16 protein-coding genes and 1 tRNA gene are annotated in these 17,909 nt (G+C 69.9%); 7 read left to right on the top strand and 10 right to left on the bottom strand.

Annotation, left to right across the window (positions count from 1 at the left end; all coding sequences use genetic code 11):
• Positions 1 to 474: 474 nt before the first annotated feature.
• The 3 genes from DDE18_RS22990 to DDE18_RS13955 all read left to right on the top strand — a co-directional run bounded on the left by DDE18_RS22990 (position 475) and on the right by DDE18_RS13955 (position 2,381).
• Positions 475 to 627, top strand: a complete 153-nt coding sequence (locus tag DDE18_RS22990; protein ID WP_165821154.1) for a hypothetical protein — start codon at positions 475 to 477, stop codon at positions 625 to 627.
• A 72-nt stretch (positions 628 to 699) separates the two neighbouring features.
• The gene (locus DDE18_RS13960) at positions 700 to 918 is read left to right on the top strand and encodes a helix-turn-helix transcriptional regulator (RefSeq protein WP_116572849.1); all 219 of its coding nucleotides are present in this window, start codon (positions 700 to 702) and stop codon (positions 916 to 918) included.
• The gene (locus DDE18_RS13955) at positions 915 to 2,381 is read left to right on the top strand and encodes a tyrosine-type recombinase/integrase (protein ID WP_116572848.1); all 1,467 of its coding nucleotides are present in this window, start codon (positions 915 to 917) and stop codon (positions 2,379 to 2,381) included. The genes DDE18_RS13960 and DDE18_RS13955 overlap by 4 nt, the downstream gene beginning before the upstream one ends.
• A 138-nt stretch (positions 2,382 to 2,519) precedes the next feature.
• On the opposite strand, the gene DDE18_RS13950 is transcribed toward DDE18_RS13955, so the two are convergent.
• Positions 2,520 to 2,601, bottom strand: a tRNA-Tyr gene (locus DDE18_RS13950).
• A 102-nt stretch (positions 2,602 to 2,703) separates the two neighbouring features.
• Between DDE18_RS13950 and DDE18_RS13945 the strand changes: the two genes are divergently transcribed.
• On the top strand, positions 2,704 to 3,195 hold the full coding sequence (locus DDE18_RS13945) for a YajQ family cyclic di-GMP-binding protein (RefSeq protein ID WP_116572847.1): 492 nt from the start codon (positions 2,704 to 2,706) through the stop codon (positions 3,193 to 3,195).
• Between the two features lie 160 nt (positions 3,196 to 3,355).
• On the opposite strand, the gene DDE18_RS13940 is transcribed toward DDE18_RS13945, so the two are convergent.
• From DDE18_RS13940 to DDE18_RS13925, 4 genes are read right to left on the bottom strand one after another with little or no spacing between them, the layout of a single operon-like run.
• Positions 3,356 to 4,336: a sulfate/molybdate ABC transporter ATP-binding protein gene (locus tag DDE18_RS13940; protein ID WP_116572846.1), complete on the bottom strand. Its 981-nt coding sequence runs from the start codon at positions 4,334 to 4,336 to the stop codon at positions 3,356 to 3,358.
• Positions 4,333 to 5,145, bottom strand: a complete 813-nt coding sequence (locus DDE18_RS13935; RefSeq protein WP_116572845.1) for a sulfate ABC transporter permease subunit — start codon at positions 5,143 to 5,145, stop codon at positions 4,333 to 4,335. Before DDE18_RS13935 ends, DDE18_RS13940 begins: the two co-directional genes overlap by 4 nt.
• Positions 5,138 to 5,995, bottom strand: a complete 858-nt coding sequence (cysT, locus tag DDE18_RS13930; protein WP_116572844.1) for a sulfate ABC transporter permease subunit CysT — start codon at positions 5,993 to 5,995, stop codon at positions 5,138 to 5,140. The genes DDE18_RS13935 and cysT overlap by 8 nt, the downstream gene beginning before the upstream one ends.
• On the bottom strand, positions 5,992 to 7,044 hold the full coding sequence (locus DDE18_RS13925; RefSeq protein ID WP_245916699.1) for a sulfate ABC transporter substrate-binding protein: 1,053 nt from the start codon (positions 7,042 to 7,044) through the stop codon (positions 5,992 to 5,994). The genes cysT and DDE18_RS13925 overlap by 4 nt, the downstream gene beginning before the upstream one ends.
• A gap of 288 nt (positions 7,045 to 7,332) precedes the next feature.
• Between DDE18_RS13925 and DDE18_RS13920 the strand changes: the two genes are divergently transcribed.
• Both DDE18_RS13920 and DDE18_RS13915 read left to right on the top strand, forming a co-directional pair.
• Positions 7,333 to 9,162, top strand: coding sequence for a 2-oxoacid:acceptor oxidoreductase subunit alpha (locus DDE18_RS13920; RefSeq protein WP_245916707.1), 1,830 nt, complete (start codon positions 7,333 to 7,335; stop codon positions 9,160 to 9,162).
• Positions 9,159 to 10,253, top strand: coding sequence for a 2-oxoacid:ferredoxin oxidoreductase subunit beta (locus DDE18_RS13915; protein WP_116572841.1), 1,095 nt, complete (start codon positions 9,159 to 9,161; stop codon positions 10,251 to 10,253). The genes DDE18_RS13920 and DDE18_RS13915 overlap by 4 nt, the downstream gene beginning before the upstream one ends.
• 70 nt (positions 10,254 to 10,323) lie before the next feature.
• Here the strand turns inward: DDE18_RS13915 and DDE18_RS13910 are convergent, their stop codons facing one another.
• Positions 10,324 to 10,752 carry a hypothetical protein gene (locus DDE18_RS13910; protein WP_116572840.1) on the bottom strand — a complete coding sequence of 143 codons (429 nt, stop codon included), beginning with the start codon at positions 10,750 to 10,752 and terminating at the stop codon, positions 10,324 to 10,326.
• A gap of 83 nt (positions 10,753 to 10,835) precedes the next feature.
• Here DDE18_RS13910 and rarD point away from each other — a divergent pair, with 83 nt between their 5' ends.
• Positions 10,836 to 11,753: an EamA family transporter RarD gene (rarD, locus tag DDE18_RS13905; RefSeq protein WP_116572839.1), complete on the top strand. Its 918-nt coding sequence runs from the start codon at positions 10,836 to 10,838 to the stop codon at positions 11,751 to 11,753.
• A gap of 54 nt (positions 11,754 to 11,807) precedes the next feature.
• Here rarD and DDE18_RS13900 read toward each other — a convergent pair whose 3' ends face one another.
• The 4 genes from DDE18_RS13900 to nuoL are packed head-to-tail and all read right to left on the bottom strand — an operon-like array spanning position 11,808 to position 17,903.
• Positions 11,808 to 12,815 carry a polyprenyl synthetase family protein gene (locus tag DDE18_RS13900; RefSeq protein ID WP_211754547.1) on the bottom strand — a complete coding sequence of 336 codons (1,008 nt, stop codon included), beginning with the start codon at positions 12,813 to 12,815 and terminating at the stop codon, positions 11,808 to 11,810.
• Positions 12,812 to 14,431, bottom strand: coding sequence for an NADH-quinone oxidoreductase subunit NuoN (gene nuoN / locus DDE18_RS13895; RefSeq protein WP_116572838.1), 1,620 nt, complete (start codon positions 14,429 to 14,431; stop codon positions 12,812 to 12,814). Before nuoN ends, DDE18_RS13900 begins: the two co-directional genes overlap by 4 nt.
• Complete coding sequence (locus tag DDE18_RS13890; protein WP_116572837.1) at positions 14,428 to 15,963, bottom strand: NADH-quinone oxidoreductase subunit M; 1,536 nt, start codon at positions 15,961 to 15,963, stop codon at positions 14,428 to 14,430. The genes nuoN and DDE18_RS13890 overlap by 4 nt, the downstream gene beginning before the upstream one ends.
• Positions 15,960 to 17,903: an NADH-quinone oxidoreductase subunit L gene (nuoL, locus tag DDE18_RS13885; RefSeq protein WP_116572836.1), complete on the bottom strand. Its 1,944-nt coding sequence runs from the start codon at positions 17,901 to 17,903 to the stop codon at positions 15,960 to 15,962. Before nuoL ends, DDE18_RS13890 begins: the two co-directional genes overlap by 4 nt.
• Positions 17,904 to 17,909: the final 6 nt, after the last annotated feature.

Raw genomic sequence — 17,909 nt, 5'->3', positions numbered from 1 at the left:
AGCCAGCGGCGTGACGGACCTTCCAGCCTCGAGCCCGCTCTTCGCTCAAGCGTTCGCCCGCACCCACCTGCCACACAGGCTAACTCCAATAGGCCGGCACAGACCCCTTGCAACATAGGGGCCCACTGTCGGGGTTTTCGTAACGCTACGTAACGCTCCCCGCGTAGATTGACCCCCATGGAGAGCCCGAACCGGCGCCTGGAGCGAGCGAGACAGGCGCGCGACGAGCGGCTCATGCTGGATTGGCTCAAGGCCACACCGGCGGCCATATGCCGGCGCTGCGGGAAGCCCCTACCAACCGTGCTCCCGGACTCGGGCAACACCGGCCGGGAGCGGATCTGGTGCTCCAACGCGTGCCGGCAGCGGGCCTATCGTGCTAGGAAAACAGCGCCGACACCCCCGGCCACAGCGCAGCCCACGCGGCCTCCAGTCCAACCGGCCGCAGCGAATGCCCACTCCCTGCACGAGTGCATCATGGCGGTACTCGACTCGCCCAGCGCCGTGGCGTCGGTTCTCGAGATCGTCCGTAGGGCGTTGGACGATGGCGTGCTCGACCAGCCCGAATACTCCGACGTGCAGGTCGCCTTGGTCGCCCTGGCCGAGGCAATGTCCCCGCGGCCCGAGTAGGCGGCTCGACGCGGACACAGGTTCCCGTCCGGCTGTGTCCGGTTCGTTCCCTTGCCAGTTGCCTTTTCGGGCATGACTACTTCCCTACCGTCCCGGGCCGCCCAGCGCGGCAGCGAGCGCCTCCTCACGATGACAGAGGTCTGCGACCACCTCGGCATCTCCCGCTCCACGTTCTACGACTGGCGCCAGGCACACAAGGCGCCGCCGTGCGTCGTCCTGCCCAACGGCCAGATCCGCGTCCGCGAGGGCGAGCTCGACGCCTGGGTCGCCGCACATCTGGAGTCGTCGTGAACGAGCGACGATCGAGCTTCGACGTCAGGGTGTGGAGCATCCAGACGCTCAGAGGCACGCGCGGGACGACGTACGGAGTCCGCTGGGCGGTGGCCGGCAAGCGCTTCCGCAGAACCTTCGCGACGTCCAAGCTTGCGGACGGCTTCCGCGCCGAGCTGCTCACCTCCGTCCGCCATGGGAGACCTTTCGACGTCGACAACGGATTGCCCGAGGTGCTCGCACATGAGCACCAGCCGATCAGCTGGTTCGAGCATGCCGTCTCCTACGCCCGCAACAAGTGGCCCCAGGTCTCTCCGAACCATCGGCGCGGGATCGCGGAGACGCTCACGGACGCCACACTGGAGCTCACGGCCGCGGCCGGTGCTCCGGAGGCGGATTGGCAGATGTTGCGCTCGGTTCTGCTTCGAGTCGCCTTCAATCCCACCCGAGACGCGGCCCCCGCTGACGAGCCAGTGATTGCCTGGCTCACCCGCAACAGCGTCCCCATCACCGATCTCGGCCAGGCCACCACCGTCCGCCGCGTCGTCGAACGGCTGGGACGACGCCTCGATGGCAAGCCCGCCGCCGCGGCGACATTGGCGCGCAAGCGAGCCGTCCTCCACAACGCCCTCGATGCAGCCGTCGAGGAAGGCCACCTGACCGTCAACCCGCTCCGAAACCTCCATCTCCGGCGCACTCCAGCCAGCGCTGCCGTCGACCGGCGGTCGGTCGTGAGCCCGGAACAGGCCACGGCTCTGCTCACAGCCGTACGACAGAGCAACCCCGCACTCGAGGCCTTCTTCGCATGCCTCTACTACGCAGGCCTCCGGCCCGCCGAGGCCCTCGGCCTGACCGTGGACGACCTGCGACTCCCGGCAAGCGGATGGGGTGAGCTCATCATCACAGGGTCCCAACAATCAACTGCTCCCGCGTGGACCGACGACGACAGCAAACGCCAAGACCGCCCGCTCAAGCACCGCGCACCCGGCACGGTCAGATACGTGCCCGCTCCGCCCGAGCTCGTCGACACCCTGCGCCGCCACCTCGACACCTTCGCCAGCGGCATCCACGGCCACCTGTTCGTCGCCCGCACCGGCAAGGCCGGACATCCCATCGCCCCGCCGTACGAGGTGACGGTCAGCATGAACACCGTCTACCGCGCGTGGGATCGCGCCCGCAGGGCTGTCCTCACGCCCGCCGAGTACGACGGCCCGCTCGCCCGTCGCCCATACGACCTACGGCACGCCTACGTCTCCACATGGCTCGCCGCCGGCGTCTCTCCGGCCGAGATCGCTGAGCAGGCAGGCCACAGCACGAACGTGCTCCTCAAGGTCTACAGCAAGCCAGTCACCGGGCAACAGGACCGCAGCCGGCGCGCCGTCGACGAGATGCTGCGACCGGCGACCACTCCTCCCAACGTCCCCGATCCGCTACAAGAGCGTTCGAAGTCGGGCCCCGACGGCGGCCAGCTGCCCCTGTGGTGACGTACACCCGGGGCGAAACGCTGACACGTATATGACACGGACACCCGTAGACAGCCGGTTTGGGCCGGACGCAGCCGGACGACGCGAAACGGCCCCTGACCAACGTTTCCGCTGGTCAGGGGCCGATTTTCCCTGATGTGGCAGGTGAAGGATTCGAACCTTCGAAGGCAAAGCCGACGGATTTACAGTCCGCTCCCATTGGCCGCTCGGGCAACCTGCCGGGTGCTGTCCGACCCGGTTGAGCGAGTCGGCAACGAGACGAAACAATAGCGCAGGCCCCACCCGTGAAAAAAATGCCGCCACCGGCACGGAAGGATGCAGCATGGCTGACTCCAGCTTCGACATCGTGAGCAAGATCGACCGCCAGGAGGTCGACAACGCGCTGGGGCAGACGGCGCGCGAGATCGCCACCCGCTTCGACTTCAAGGGCACCGGCGCCACCATCGAGTGGCAGGGCGAGCACGCCATCGAGATCTCCGCCTCGGCCGACGACCGCGCCAACGCCGTGCTGGACGTCTTCAAGGACAAGCTCATCAAGCGCCAGCAGAGCCTCAAGATCCTCGACGCCTCGGAGCCCCGCCAGTCGGGCCAGCAGTCCAAGATCTCGATCGCCCTCAAGGAGGGCATCAGCTCGGAGAACGCCAAGAAGATCACCAAGCTGATCCGCGACGAGGGCCCCAAGGGCGTCAAGGCACAGATCCAGGGCGACGAGCTGCGTGTCTCCAGCAAGAAGCGCGACGACCTGCAGGCCGTGCAGCGGCTGGTCAAGGAGCAGGACTACGACTTCGCGGTGCAGTTCACCAACTACCGCTGACCGCGCCGGCCGCTCCCCTCGGGCGGTGAGGAAGAGTCTCCCTCGAGCAGAAGGTTGCTCCGTCACCGCCCGTACGGCGTGTCCCCGCGGCACGCCGTACGGGCGGTGCGAGAGCAACCGTCGCAGCGCGGAGAACGGTTGCAGGCCCACCGCCCTCCCGTCAGACGGCGAGCGGCCGCATGGCTGGTACGACGGTCGCGCCGGGCGCGGGGGTGAGCCAGACGGTCGCCCCTTCCTCGAGCCCGAGGCCACGCGCGTGCGTGCGCGTGAGCACCACGGAGACCTCCTCACCGGCGACGGTCAGCACGGTGAGCCGCACCTCGAAGCCGATGCGCAGCATCCGCGCGATGGTGCCCTCGATCGCGCCGGCGGCCCGGGGCGCGGTAGCCACGTCGACGTCGTGCGGGCGCACCTGGGTACCGCCGAGCGTGGTCACCTCGCCGAGGAACGACATCACGAAGTCGTTGGCCGGCAGGTCGTAGAGCTCGTCGGGCGAGCCGACCTGCTCCACGCGGCCCTCGTTGATCACCACGATCTCGTCCGCCACCTCCATGGCCTCCTCCTGGTCATGGGTCACGAACACCGTCGTCACGGGCACCTCGTCGTGGAGGTGGCGCAGCCATTCGCGCAGCTCCTTGCGGACCTTCGCGTCGAGCGCCCCGAACGGCTCGTCGAGGAGCAGCACGGTGGGCTCCACCGCCAGCGCCCGAGCGAGGGCCATCCGCTGGCGCTGGCCGCCGGAGAGCTGGGACGGCAGCCGGTGGGCGAACTGGGAGAGGTGCACCAGCCGGAGCAGCTCGTCGACCCGCTCGGCGACCTCGACCTTCGGCCGCTTCCTGATCTCGAGTCCGAAGGCGACGTTCTTCGCGACGGTCATGTGCTTGAAGACGGCGTAGTGCTGGAAGACGAAGCCGACGTTGCGCTTGCGGGGTGGCAGCCGGGTCGCGTCGACGCCCTCGATGGCCACGGTGCCGGTGTCGGGTGTCTCCAGGCCGGCGATGATCCTCAGCAGCGTCGACTTGCCGCCGCCAGACGGGCCGAGCAGGGCGGTCAGCTGGCCGGTGGGCAGGGACACGTTGACGTCTTCGAGGGCGACGAAGTCGCCGAATCGCTTGGTGACGCCGGAGATCTCGATGCTCATGCGGAGGCTTCCTTGGGTCGGAGGAGGGAGACGACGACGATGCAGAGGACGGAGACGGCGGCCAGCACGAACGACGTCGCATAGGCGGTCGACTGCTCGAAGTTCTGGTACTTCTGCTCGACGACGAGGGTCGCGGTCTGGGTGCGATCGGTGAGGTTGCCGGAGACGATCTTGACCGCGCCGAACTCGCCCAGCGAGCGCGCCAGGCTCAGCACCACGCCGTACACGACCGCCCACTTGATGCTGGGCAGGGTGATGCGCAGGAAGGTCTGGCGGCCCGAGGCCCCGAGGCTGCGGGCGGCCTGCTCCTGGTCGTCGCCGATCTCGGTGAGCACGGGCACGACCTCGCGGATCACCAGCGGCAGCGCGACGAACGCCGTCGCCATCACCATGCCGGGGACGTCGAAGATCACCTGCCAGCCGGCGGCCTCCAGGGACGGGCCGAACCAGCCGGTGCGGCCGTTGTAGACCAGCAGCAGGGCCAAGCCGACGACGACCGGGGAGACCGACAGCGGGACGTCGATCAGCGCCGACAGCACCCTCTTGCCCGGGAACTCGTGGCGCACCAGCAGCAGCGAGATCGTCACCCCGAAGACGAGGTTGATCAGCACCGCCCAGAACGCGACCTGCAGCGTCAGGGTCAGGGCGTACTGGACGGACGGGTCGGTCAGCGTCTCGGTCAGCGTGGTGAGCCCGTCGGCGAACGTGTGTTGCACCACGAGCGCCACCGGCCAGGCGACGAGGAAGAAGACGTAGCCGAGGGCCAGCAGGCGCAGTCCCCAGCGCACGAGGGAGGACGGCTCAACCACGGCGGGCCACCCTTCGCTGGACGAGGTCGAGCGCGACGATCACCAGCAGCGCGACCGCGAGCATGAGCGAGGCCAGCGCCGCGGCAGCCGCGGTGTTGCCGCCCTCGATGAAGCTCAGCACGCGCACGGAGACCACCTCGGTGCGGAAAGGCAGGTTGCCCGACAGCAGCACCAGGGAGCCGTACTCCGAGATGGCCCGCGCGAAGGACAGCGCCGCACCGGCGGCGATCGCCGGCACCAGGCTGGGGAGGATGACCCGCCGGAACGTCGTCAGCCTAGACGCCCCCAGCGAGGCGGCCGCCTCCTCGACGTCGTGGTCGAGCTCCTCGAGCACGGGCTGCACAGTGCGTACGACGAAGGGCAGGGTCACGAAGGCGAAGGCGAGCAGCACGGCGCGCTCGGTGTTCGCCCAGTGGAGCCCGATCGGGCTGTTCACGCCGTAGAGGCTCAGCAGGACCAGGCCCGCGACGATCGTCGGGAGCGCGAACGGGATGTCGATGACCACGTCGAGCACGCGCTTGCCGAAGAACTGGTCCCGGACGAGAACCCAGGCGATGACGGTGCCGATCACCACGTTGACGCCGGTGACGAGCAACGCCTGGCCGACCGTCAGCTGGATCGCGGCCCACGTCTGCCCGTTGGTCAGGGCGCGCGCGTAGGCGTCCCAGCCGCCTCCCGCCGCGGTGACCACGAGCGCGGAGAGCGGGATCAGCACGAGCAGGCTGAACCAGGTGACCGCGATGCCCAGGCTGAGCGAGGACGTCGGCGTCAGGCTGGTGGGCCGGACGCCGGAGCCCGGCCGGCGCAGACGCGCCGGCCGGGCCACGGCTGTGGCGGATGCCGAGCTCATCCGTCCGTCCCCGTCTCCACCTGGAGCCTGGTGATGATGCCCTCCTCCTCGTCGAAGAAGCGGGAGTTGGCCTCCGCCCAGCCGCCGAAGTCCTCGTCGACGGTGAGCAGGGTCCCGGGCGTCGGGAACGGGTCGGCGGGATCGTTGGCCCCCGGGATCTCCGGGAGCTCGACCCCGTCCACCACGGGACGGAAGCCGGACTGCGCGTAGGCAGCCTGGGCCTCCGGGGTCAGCAGGTAGTCGAAGAGGGCCTGCGCCTCCACCGGCGCGTCCGTGGTGACGGCGGCCGGGTTCTCGATGAGCAGCGTGTCGTCGGGCACGATGTAGTCGAACGGCTCGCCGTTCTCGATCGCGAGGATGGCCTCGTTCTCGTAGGAGATCAGCACGTCGCCGTTGCCCTCGGAGAAGGCCGTGGTGGCCTCGCGGGCCGAGCCCGGGAGGGCGATGGTGTTCTCGAGGAACTTCTTCACGAACGCCTCGGCGTCCGCGTCGGTGCCGCCGGCCTGGAGTGCGTGACCCCAGGCGGCCAGGACGTTCCACTTCGCCGAGCCCGACGAGGCCGGGTTGGGCGTGACGATCTCGACACCCGGCTTCACCAGGTCGTCCCAGCCCTTGATGCCGAGCGGGTTGCCGTCGCGGACGACGAAGGAGACGACCGACGAGGTGACGATGCCCTTGGTCTCGTTGTCCTTCCACGTGTCCTCGACCAGGCCGGCGTCGACGAGGCGCTGGATGTCGGGCTCGAGCGAGAAGTGGACGAGGTCCGCGTCGAGGCCGCCCTCGACCGCGCGCGACTGGTCGCCGGATGCGCCGTACGACGTGGTGATGGCGACGTCCTTGCCTTCCTCGGTCGCGGCGAAGCCCTCGAAGACGGGCTCGTTGGCTGCCTCGAGCACCGAGAAGCCGGCCACGCTGAGCGTCGTGCCGCCGGCCCCGTCACCGCTTGCAGCGGTCGCGTCGACGCCCTGCGCGGAGCAGGCGGTCAGGGCCACCAGTCCGGTCATTGCGAGGCCGGCGAGGAGCCCGCGGCTCCTTTTCTGGTTGGTCATGTGGTCCTCCTGGACGGTCCCCAATGGGGAGTTTTTAACGAATGTCGAGCAGGTTACTGCACTATTGGAGGAAGGCTGCAACTCCCCGGCGTGTCGTCCCTCACGCGTCCACTCCCCGGGTGACCCGTCGTCGCCGCGCTCCGCGGGCTACGATCGAACGTCCGAGGCAACGCGCCCAGCCGAAGTGGTGGCGGGCAGGAGCACGCGTGAGGTGACACCCCAGTGACCAAGCAGGTCAAGCAGCTCGACCGCGTCATCATCCGGTTCGCGGGGGACTCCGGCGACGGCATGCAGCTCACGGGTGACCGGTTCACCCAGGAGTCGGCCGTCTTCGGCAACGACCTGGTGACGCTGCCCAACTTCCCCGCCGAGATCCGCGCCCCCCAGGGAACGCTGCCGGGCGTCTCGTCGTTCCAGGTGCACTTCGCCGACCACGACATCCTCACCGCCGGCGACGCTCCCGACGTGCTGGTGGCGATGAACCCCGCCGCCCTGCGGGCCAACCTCGGCGACCTGCCCAAGGGTGCGACCATCATCGTGGACACGCACGACTTCACCGCGCGCAACCTCACCAAGGCGGGCTACCAGGCCAACCCGCTGGAGGACGACTCGCTGTCGGAGTTCGCGCTGCACAAGGTCGACCTCACCGGCATGACGGTCGAGGCGGTCAAGGAGTTCGGCCTGTCCCGCAAGGACGCCGCCCGGGCCAAGAACATGTTCGCCCTCGGCCTCCTGTCGTGGATGTACGGCCGGCCCACGGACCCGACCGTCTCCTTCCTGGAGAAGCGCTTCGCCAAGGTCCCCGACATCCGCGACGCCAACATCACGGCGTTCAAGTCGGGCTGGAACTTCGGCGAGACCACCGAGACCTTCGTGGTCCGCTACGAGGTCAAGCCCGCGCCGATGGCGCCCGGCACCTACCGCAACATCACCGGCAACCTCGCGCTCGCCTACGGCCTCGTCGCCAGCGGGGTGCAGTCGGGCCTGCCGGTCTTCCTCGGGTCCTACCCGATCACTCCGGCCTCCGACATCCTGCACGAGCTGAGCAAGCACAAGGCCTTCGGCGTCACGACCTTCCAGGCCGAGGACGAGATCGCGGGCATCGGCGCGGCGATCGGCGCGGCGTTCGCGGGCCACCTGGGCGTCACGACCACGTCAGGCCCGGGCATCGCGCTCAAGTCCGAGGCGATCGGCCTGGCGGTGATGACCGAGCTGCCCCTGCTCGTCATCGACGTCCAGCGCGGCGGGCCGTCCACCGGCCTGCCAACCAAGACCGAGCAGGCCGACCTGCTCCAGGCGATGTTCGGCCGCAACGGCGAGGCTCCGGTGCCGATCGTGGCGCCCCAGTCCCCCGGCGACTGCTTCGGGGCGGCCCTCGAGGCGGCCCGGATCGCCATCACCTACCGCACGCCCGTGATGCTGCTCTCCGACGGCTACCTCGCCAACGGCTCCGAGCCCTGGCGCATCCCCGGCGTCGACGAGCTGCCGACGATCGACCCCGACTTCGCCGAGCCGCTGCCCGAGGGCGAGGAGTTCCTCCCCTACCAGCGGGAGGAAGCGACCCTCGCCCGTCCGTGGGCCATCCCCGGCACGCCGGGTCTCGAGCACCGCATCGGCGGCCTCGAGAAGGGCGACGGCCACGGCAACATCTCCTACGACCCGGCCAACCACGACTTCATGGTCCGCACCCGCCAGGCCAAGGTTGACCGGATCGCCGAGGCGCTCCCGCCGCTCGAGGTCGACGACCCGTCCGGCCAGGCGAAGGTCCTCGTGCTCGGCTGGGGCTCGACCTACGGCCCCATCGGAGCCGGCGTACGACGCGTGCGCAAGGCCGGCTACCACGTGGCCCAGACCCACCTGCGCCACCTCAACCCGTTCCCCCGCGACCTCGGCGACATCCTGAGCCGCTATGACAAGGTCCTGGTCCCCGAGATGAACCTCGGCCAGCTCTCCCTGCTGCTGCGCGCGAAGTACCTCGTCGACGTCGTCGGCTACAACGAGGTCCGCGGCCTGCCGCTGAAGGCCGCCGTCCTCGCGGACGTCATCGGCGGGCTCGTGGCCGAGGCCGAAGGCATCGAGGTCGACCTGACCCCCGCAACGAAGGAGGAGATCGCGTGACTGCCGACCTTGGCCTGCCCGGCCTTCACTCCGGGGTCGAGCTGGTCCCCACCACCGACGCTCCGCAGACCGGCAAGGACTACACCTCCGACCAGGAGGTGCGCTGGTGCCCGGGCTGCGGCGACTACGCGGTCCTCAAGGCCGTCCAGGGCTTCCTGCCCGAGCTGGGCCTGCGCCGGGAGAACATCGTCTTCGTCTCCGGCATCGGCTGCTCGTCGCGGTTCCCCTACTACCTCGACACCTACGGCATGCACTCGATCCACGGCCGCGCACCGTCGATCGCCACCGGCATCGCCACGGCCCGCGAGGACCTCTCGGTGTGGGTCGTCACCGGCGACGGCGACGCGCTGTCGATCGGCGGCAACCACCTGATCCACGCCCTGCGCCGCAACGTCAACATGACGATCCTGCTGTTCAACAACCGGATCTACGGCCTGACCAAGGGCCAGTACTCCCCCACCTCCGAGGCCGGCAAGGTCACCAAGTCCACCCCGATGGGCTCGGTCGACCACCCGTTCAACCCGGTCTCGCTGGCGCTGGGCGCCGAGGGCAGCTTCGTGGCCCGCACCATCGACTCCGATCGCAAGCACCTCACGTCGGTGCTGTCCGCGGCCGCCGCCCACCGGGGCACCTCGTTCGTCGAGATCTACCAGAACTGCCCGATCTTCAACGACGGCGCGTTCGACGCGCTCAAGGGCGCGGACACCAAGGCCGACGCGATCATCCCGCTCGTCCACGGCGAGCAGATCCGGTTCGGCGCTCCCCTCGAGGACGGGCGTGGCTCGAAGGTCCTCGTCCGCGACGCCGGCACGGGCGGGGTGAAGGTCGTCGCCGCCAGCGGGGTCGACGAGGCCGACATCCTGGTCCACGATGCGCACAGCCCCGACCCGTCGACGGCGTTCGCCCTGTCCCGCCTCACCGACGCCGGCTACCTCAACACCTCGCCGATCGGCATCTTCCGGCAGGTCGAGCGGCCGACGTACGACGACGCGGCACGCGCGCAGATCACGACCGCCCAGGGCGAGGGTGCCGACCCGCAGGCGCGGCTCGCCTCCCTGATCGGCGGCGGCGATACCTGGACGGTCGTCTGAGCCGGAGAAGATCGAGGTCGCCCGCTGCCACGCACTGGCAGCAGGCGACCTCGATGATCTCCGGGAAGGCTCAGCGGAAGTAGAGCGTCCAGGCGGTGCCCTTGGTGGTGGCGTAGCCGTCGCTGCCCTTGACCTTCACGCGCCACTTCCAGCGGCCGGACTTGGGGGCGTAGATGCGGGTCTTGTAGATCCCGGACTCGTCCGTCCTGAACTTCTTCACCGTGCGCCAGTTGCACTTCTTGCAGGCCTTCTTCTGCAGTTGGATCTTGCTGTCCGCGTACGGCGTGTAGGTGACCGTGCCGGCGGCGTCGACGACCGGGTTCTCGACCTTGCCCTTGAGCTTGAAGGCGTTGTAGGTCACCTGGTGGTCACCGGGAGGCTCCTCGGTGATGACGCGCTTGGGCAGGCTGCTGTCGGCGTGGGCCGGTGCGATGGTCGTGACGCCGAGCCCGAGAACAGCGGCCAGCAGGGCGACGACGAGCGTGCGGATCGTCCGCATATGTGAGTTCCCCCTCGGAACGTGGATCTGGACTGGGGCATCGTAGTTCATGGCCCGCCGGGGAGGCCCACTATGCTCGGCCGGTGCAGGACTCTCGCCGCGGTCTCCTCCTCGGCGCTGGCGCCTACTCGCTGTGGGGCCTGTTCCCGCTCTACTGGACGCTCCTCAAGCCGGCCGGTGCCATCGAGATCCTCGCCCACCGCGTCGTGTGGTCCGCGCTGACGATGGTCGCGCTGGTCGCCCTCTTCCGGCGTACGACGGCGCTGCGGGCCGCGGTGCGCGACCGCCGTTCCCTGGTGCTGCTGTGCGTGGCGGCGGTGACGATCTCGTTCAACTGGGCGACCTACATCTGGGGCGTCAACAACGGGCGGGTGGTCGAGTCGTCGCTGGGCTACTTCATCAACCCGATCGTCACCGTGCTGATGGGCGTGCTGATCCTGCGCGAGCGGCTGCGGCCGCTGCAGTGGGTGGCCATGGGGATCGCGGGGTTCGCGGCCGTGGTGCTCACCGTCGACTACGGCCGGCCGCCGTGGGTGGCGCTGATCCTGGCGTTCTCGTTCGGCACCTACGGGCTGGCGAAGAAGCAGGCCGGCGTGGGGGCCGTCGAGAGCCTCGCGATCGAGACGGCGCTCCTGACGCCTGTCGCCGCGGCGTACGTCGGCTGGCTGGTCGTCACCGGCGCGTCGCACTTCGGCACCGAGGGTGCCGGCCACACGGCGCTGCTCGTCAGCACCGGCATCGTGACCGCCGTGCCGCTGATCCTCTTCGGCGGCGCCGCGATCCGCGTCTCGATGGTGTCGCTCGGGCTGCTGCAGTACCTCGCGCCGATCATCCAGTTCGCGCTCGGGGTGCTCTGGTTCCACGAGGACATGCCGCCCGGGCGCTGGGTCGGCTTCGGCCTGGTCTGGCTGGCGCTGGCCGTGCTCACCGCCGAGGCGATCCGCCACCGGCGCCGCACCTTGCGCGCAGCCCTCTCCCCGCCCGCTGTGACGCCGGGCTAGCTGCTGTACCACCCAAATTTCATGGGTAGAACAAGCAGCAACCCGGCGTTTCAGCTATGCGGACCGGGTCGCCACGATGTCCGCGAAGGCCTCGAGCGCGGTGCGCACCGGGCCGGGCTCGAGGGCCCCGAGCAGCGCCTTGGCCTCCTCCGCGCGGGCGACGACGTAGGCGCGGGCCTCGTCCATCGCGGGGTGCTTGCGCAGCAGGCCGAGCGCCTCGGCGTGCAGCTCGTCGTCGGTGAGGTCGGCGGCGAGCAGCTCCAGCAGCCGGGCGTCCTCCGGGTCCGTCGAGGCCTGCGCCATCAGCACCGGCAGCGTCGGCACGCCCTCCCGCAGGTCGGTGCCGGGGGTCTTGCCGGACTCCACGGAGTCGGAGGCGATGTCGAGGATGTCGTCGGAGAGCTGGAAGGCCGAGCCGACGATCTCGCCGTACCGTGTGAGGGCCTCGACGACCGCGGCCGGCGCCCCGGCGAACATGGCGCCGTAGCGCGCCGACGTGGCGATCAGCGAGCCGGTCTTGCCGGCCACCACCTCGAGGTAGTGGGCCAGGGCGTCCTCCCCCGGCTCGGGCGCCACGGTCTCGAGGATCTGGCCCTCGACGAGCCGGGTGAACGTCCGGGCCTGGATGCGCACCGCCTCGGGGCCGAGGTCGGCGGTCAGCTCGGAGGAGCGGCCGAAGAGGAAGTCCCCCGTGAGGATCGCGGTGTTGTTGTCCCACCGGGCGTTGGCCGTGTCGGCGCCCCGCCTCAGGTCCGCCTCGTCCATCACGTCGTCGTGGTAGAGCGACGCCACGTGGGTCAGCTCGACGACGCACGCCGCGGTGAGCACCTCGTCGCGCTCGGGGTGCGGGCCGGTCTCCGCCGCCAGCAGCACCAGCAGCGGACGGAACCTCTTGCCCCCCGCCGCCATCAGGTGCGAGGCGGCCTGGGAGACGTACGCCGTGCGGGCACGGCAGTGTCCGGCCAGCAGCTCCTCGACGACGGCGAGTCGCTCGGAGAGACGGCGGGCGAGTGCCTCGTCGAGGACGGGGAGGGCGAGCGCCGGCGCGAAAGGTGCGGTCACCTGATGAATTCTCCTGCAACGGCCGCGAGATCGAGCAGGGGGCCCGGAAGCACGCCCAGCATGAGCGTCGCGGCGGCACCGATCGCGATCGTGGTGGCGGTCAGCACCGACGGGTAGGCGACCGTCGGACCGTCGCCGACGGGCTCGTCGAAGTACATCGCCTTGATCACCCGGATGTAGAGGAAGGCCGCCACGATGCTGGCCAGCACCGCGAAGACGACGACCGGCCACGCCCCCGCGGCGAGCGCGACGGAGAAGACGGCGAGCTTGCCGACGAAGCCCGACGTGAGCGGGATGCCGGCCATCGCGAGCAGGAAGAAGGCGAACACGCCGGCCACGACCGGCGACTCCTTGCCCAGCCCGGCCCAGCGGGTCAGGGCCGTGGCCTCGCCACCGGAGTCGCGCACCAGGCTGACGACCGCGAAGGCACCGAGGGTGGAGAAGCCGTAGGTCGCGAGGTAGAACAGCACCGCCTGCAGCGAGCTGATCTCCCCCACCGCGAGGTCGGCGGTCGCCTGGACCCCGAGCAGGCCGGTGAGGATGAAGCCGGTGTGGGCCACCGAGGAGTAGGCCAGCAGACGCTTCACGTCGGTCTGGGTGATGGCCAGGACCGCGCCGACCAGCATCGTGAGCACCGCGATCACCCACATCATCGGCTGCCACGACCACCGGTCGGCGCCGAACGCGACGTAGAAGAGCCGCAGCATGGCGCCGAAGGCCGCCACCTTGGTGCCGGCGGCCATGAACGCGGTGACGGGCGTCGGTGCGCCCTGGTAGACGTCGGGGGTCCACGCCTGGAACGGGGCGGCACCGACCTTGAAGAGCAGGCCGACGGACAGCAGGCCGATGCCGACCAGGAGCATCCCGGAGTTGGCGGCGTCGTTGCGGACGGCCTCGTTGATGGCGCCGAACTCCATCGAGCCCGCGAACCCGTAGACCAGCGCCGCGCCGTACAGGAAGAAGCCGCTGGAGAAGGCGCCCAGCAGGAAGTACTTGAGCGCGGCCTCCTGGCTCAGCAGGCGCCGGCGGCGGGCCAGCCCGCAGAGGAGGTAGAGCGGGAGCGAGAGGATCTCGAGGGCCACGAACATGGTGAGCAGGTCGTTGGCCGCCGGGAACAGCATCATCCCGAAGAGCGCGAACATCAGCAGCGGGTAGACCTCGGTGTGGTCCAGCCCGCGGGTGGAGGCCTCGCGCTCGGCGTCGGTGCCGGGGAGCGCCGCGGCCTGGCCCGCGAACGCGGAGACACCGCCGTCGAGGTGGCGCTCGGCGAAGAGCAGGGCGCCGAGGAACCCGAAGACCAGCAGGAGGCCCCAGAGGAACAGGGTGGGTCCGTCGACGACGATCGTGCCGCCGATCGAGAGCAGGCCGTACGCCGCTCCGTCACCGTGGACGAGTCCGTCCTCGGCCGCCCCGTCGCCGGCGAAGCGGAGGCCGATCATGACGACTCCGGCCATGGCGGCCACCAGGCCGGCGAGGGTGAGCAGCGCCTGGGTGATGTAGCGGGCGGAGCGCGGGGCGAAGGCCTCGACGACCACGCCCAGGCAGGCGACGCCGAAGACGACGAGGAGCGGCCAGAGCTCGAAGTAGGCGACGTCGGGCTTGACGAACTCGGTCACTGGTGGCCTCCCTCGACTGCGGCGGGCTCGGTGGTCACGACCGGCGGCTCGTCGGTGACGCCGACGTGGCTGAGCGTGTCGGTCACGTGCGGGTTGATCACGTCGAGCAGCGGCATCGGGAAGAACCCGAAGAGCACCAGTCCGAGGACGAGCGGCGCGAGCGTGCCGACCTCACGCGCGTCGAGGTCGGCGATTGCCTCCACCTCGGGTCGCGGCGGGCCCGTCATGGTGCGCTGGTAGGCCCACAGGGCGTAGACCGCGGCGAGCACGATCGCGGTGACGGCGATGACGCCCACCCACCAGGCGTGGTTGAAGGCCGCGATCAGCACCAGCATCTCGGAGACGAACGGCGAGAGGCCGGGCAGGCCGCAGGCCGCGAGCGCGGCGACGAGCAGGATGCCAGCCAGCACCGGCGCGGCCTTCTCGACCCCGCCCATCGCGGAGATCGAGGCGGTGCCCGTGCGCCGCACCAGGAAGCCGGCAACCAGGAAGAGCGCAGCGGTGCCGATGCCGTGGTTGACCATGTAGAGGATCGAACCGGCGGCACCCTGGCTGCTGAACACGAAGATGCCGAGCACGATGAAGCCGAAGTGCGACAGCGAGGTCAGACCGATGAGACGCAGCAGGTCGTCCTGCCCGATCGCGACCAGCGCGCCGTAGACGATCGAGACCAGCGCCAGCGCGACCACCACCGGAGTGGCCCACTGCGAGGCGTCGGGCAGCAGGCCGAGGCAGAAGCGCAGCATGCCGAACGTGCCGATCTTGTCGAGCACGCAGACGAGCAGGACCGAGGTGCCGGTCGTCGCCTTCTCGGTGGTGTCGGCGAGCCAGGTGTGGACCGGGAACATCGGGGCCTTGATCGCGAAGGCGATGAAGAAGCCGAGGAACAGCCAGCGCTGGGTCACCGGGTCGATCTCGAGGGCGGCGAGCTCGGAGAGCAGGAACGTCGGTGCGCCCTGGTCGGCCGAGACGACGTAGAGGCCGATCACCGAGGCCAGCATCACCAGGCCGCCGGCGAGCTGGTAGATCAGGAACTTGGTGGCCGCCCGGCCGCGACCCTCGCGGCCGAATCCGCCGATCAGGAAGTAGGCCGGGATCAGGGTCGCCTCGAAGACGACGTAGAAGAGGAAGACGTCGGTCGCGGTGAAGACGGCCAGCGACATCGCCTCGAGCGCGAGCGCCCAGGCGACGAAGCCCTTCACCCCGCCGTTGCCGGGCTCGTCGGCCTCGCGCCAGGACGCGAGGATCACGAGCGGCACCAGCACGACGGTGAGCAGCACCATCAGCAGGCCAAGCCCGTCGACGCCGAGGGCCCAGTGCACGCCCAGCGCCTCGATCCACGCGTGCGTCTCGGTCAGCTGCATGCCGCCGTCGAGCTGGTACTGCGTCGCGACGAGGACGCCGACCAGCAGCGCCAGGCCCGACGTGGCGAGACCCAGGTTCCGCGACAGCGACGACGGCGCGAGGGCCGTGGCGACGGCGCCCACGAGGGGCACCAGCACCAGGATCGTCAGCCAGGGGAGGTCAGTCATCCGAGATTCACCGCCAGGAGGGCCAGGACGACGAGCAGGGCGCCGCCGAGGAGGGAGAGGGCGTAGGAGCGGACGAAGCCGTTCTGGACCCGTCGCAGGGTGCCGGAGATGCCTCCGACGGCGGCCGAGCCGCCCTCGACGACGCCGTCGACGCCCGCCCGGTCGAACGTGGTCAGCCCACGGGCCAGGCCCATGCCGGGCTGCACGACCAGGACGTCGTTGATGGCGTCGCCGTAGAGGTCGGAGCGAGCCGCACGGGTGGCGAAGGAGACCTCGGCCGGCGCCTCCCGCGGGATGTCGCGCCTGCCGATGAGGAACCAGGCCGCCGCGACCCCCACCGCGACGACCGCGACGACCAGCAGGGTGACCAGGATCGGGGCGATCGGCGGCTCGGGGTGGACCGCGTGGCCGGTGACCGGCTCGAGCCACCCGACGATCCAGCTGCCGATGATCATCACACCGCCGAGCACCGACAGCGCGGCGAGCACGATCAGCGGGATGGTCATCACCTGCGGCGACTCGTGCGGGTGCACGCCGGGCTCCCAGCGCTTGTCGCCGAAGAAGGTCATCAGCATCAGGCGGGTCATGTAGAAGCCGGTGATGCCGGCGCCGAGGAGGGCGCAGAGGCCGACCACGGTGTTCTCCGCGAGCGCGGTCTCGATGATCTTGTCCTTGGACCAGAAGCCCGAGAAGAGCGGGAAGCCGATGATCGCGAGGTAGCCCATGGCGAACGTGAGGAAGGTGACCGGCATGTAGGTGCGCAGCGCGCCGTAGTGGCGCATGTCGACGTCGTCGTCCATCCCGTGCATCACCGAGCCGGCGCCCAGGAACATGTTGGCCTTGAAGAACCCGTGGGTCAGCAGGTGGAAGATCGCGAACGGGTAGCCCGCCGGGCCGAGGCCGGCCGCGAGCATCATGTAGCCGATCTGGCTCATCGTCGAGCCGGCGAGCGCCTTCTTGATGTCGTCCTTGGCGCAGCCCAGGATCGCGCCCCAGAGCAGCGTGACGGTGGCGACGACGACCACGGCGGTCTGCGCGAGCGGGGTGTGCTCGTAGATGAAGTTGGAGCGGGTGATGAGGTAGACGCCCGCGGTCACCATGGTCGCCGCGTGGATCAGCGCCGACACCGGGGTCGGGCCCTCCATGGCGTCGAGCAGCCAGGCCTGCAGCGGCACCTGGGCGGACTTGCCGCACGCGGCGAGCAGGAGCAGCAGGCCGAGGGCGTTGAGCGTGCCCTGGCTCGCCTCGCCGGCGACCGCGCTGATCGTGGTGAAGTCGGTGGTGCCGAAGGTCGCGAACATCACCGCGACCGCGAGCGAGAGCCCGATGTCACCGACGCGGTTGATGACGAACGCCTTCTTCGCCGCGGCGGCCGCGGAGTGCTTGTGCTGCCAGAAGCCGATGAGCAGGTACGACGCGAGGCCGACGCCCTCCCAGCCCAGGAACAGGCCCAGGAAGTTGGCCGACAGGACCAGGACGAGCATCGCCGCGACGAACAGGTTGAGGTAGCCGAAGAAGCGGAGCCGACGGGCGTCGTGCGCCATGTAGCCCACGGAGTAGACGTGGATCAGGAAGCCGACGCCGGTGATCAGCAGCAGGAAGAGCGCGGAGAGCTGGTCGTAGAGGAGGTCCATCCCGACGTGCAGCGAGCCGGCCTCGAACCAGGTGAACAGGTGCTGCCCGACCTGGCGCTCCTCGGCGTCGTGGCCGAGCAGGGCGAAGAACATCGCCAGGCTCAGGAGGAAGGACCAGCCCACTGCTGTGCAGGCGAGCCAGGGGCCCCAGCGGTCCATCGCGCCCTTGGCCCGCGCCCCGGCCAGCGGGCCACCGACGAGCAGGACGGCCGCGCCCGCGAGGGGCAGCGCGATGACGAGCCAGAGGAGGGACAGCACGCCTTCGGCACTGCCCGGGTCGACGACGGGGATGGTGACGTGGTCCATGGCAGT

The organism is Nocardioides gansuensis (genome assembly GCF_003076135.1).
Taxonomy (GTDB): Bacteria; Actinomycetota; Actinomycetes; order Propionibacteriales; family Nocardioidaceae; genus Nocardioides; species Nocardioides gansuensis.
The sequence above is the reverse complement of the archived record's forward strand: the minus strand, read 5'-3'. Positions and strand labels throughout refer to the sequence as shown.

Coding starts and splice junctions, on each gene's coding strand:
- DDE18_RS22990 (WP_165821154.1), top strand. CDS start 475: ATGGCGGTACTCGACTCGCCCAGCGCCGTGGCGTCGGTTCTCGAGATC.
- DDE18_RS13960 (WP_116572849.1), top strand. CDS start 700: ATGACTACTTCCCTACCGTCCCGGGCCGCCCAGCGCGGCAGCGAGCGC.
- DDE18_RS13945 (WP_116572847.1), top strand. CDS start 2,704: ATGGCTGACTCCAGCTTCGACATCGTGAGCAAGATCGACCGCCAGGAG.
- DDE18_RS13940 (WP_116572846.1), bottom strand. CDS start 4,336: ATGAGCATCGAGATCTCCGGCGTCACCAAGCGATTCGGCGACTTCGTC.
- cysT (WP_116572844.1), bottom strand. CDS start 5,995: ATGAGCTCGGCATCCGCCACAGCCGTGGCCCGGCCGGCGCGTCTGCGC.
- DDE18_RS13925 (WP_245916699.1), bottom strand. CDS start 7,044: ATGACCAACCAGAAAAGGAGCCGCGGGCTCCTCGCCGGCCTCGCAATG.
- DDE18_RS13920 (WP_245916707.1), top strand. CDS start 7,333: ATGCAGCTCACGGGTGACCGGTTCACCCAGGAGTCGGCCGTCTTCGGC.
- DDE18_RS13910 (WP_116572840.1), bottom strand. CDS start 10,752: ATGCGGACGATCCGCACGCTCGTCGTCGCCCTGCTGGCCGCTGTTCTC.
- DDE18_RS13890 (WP_116572837.1), bottom strand. CDS start 15,963: ATGACTGACCTCCCCTGGCTGACGATCCTGGTGCTGGTGCCCCTCGTG.
- nuoL (WP_116572836.1), bottom strand. CDS start 17,903: ATGGACCACGTCACCATCCCCGTCGTCGACCCGGGCAGTGCCGAAGGC.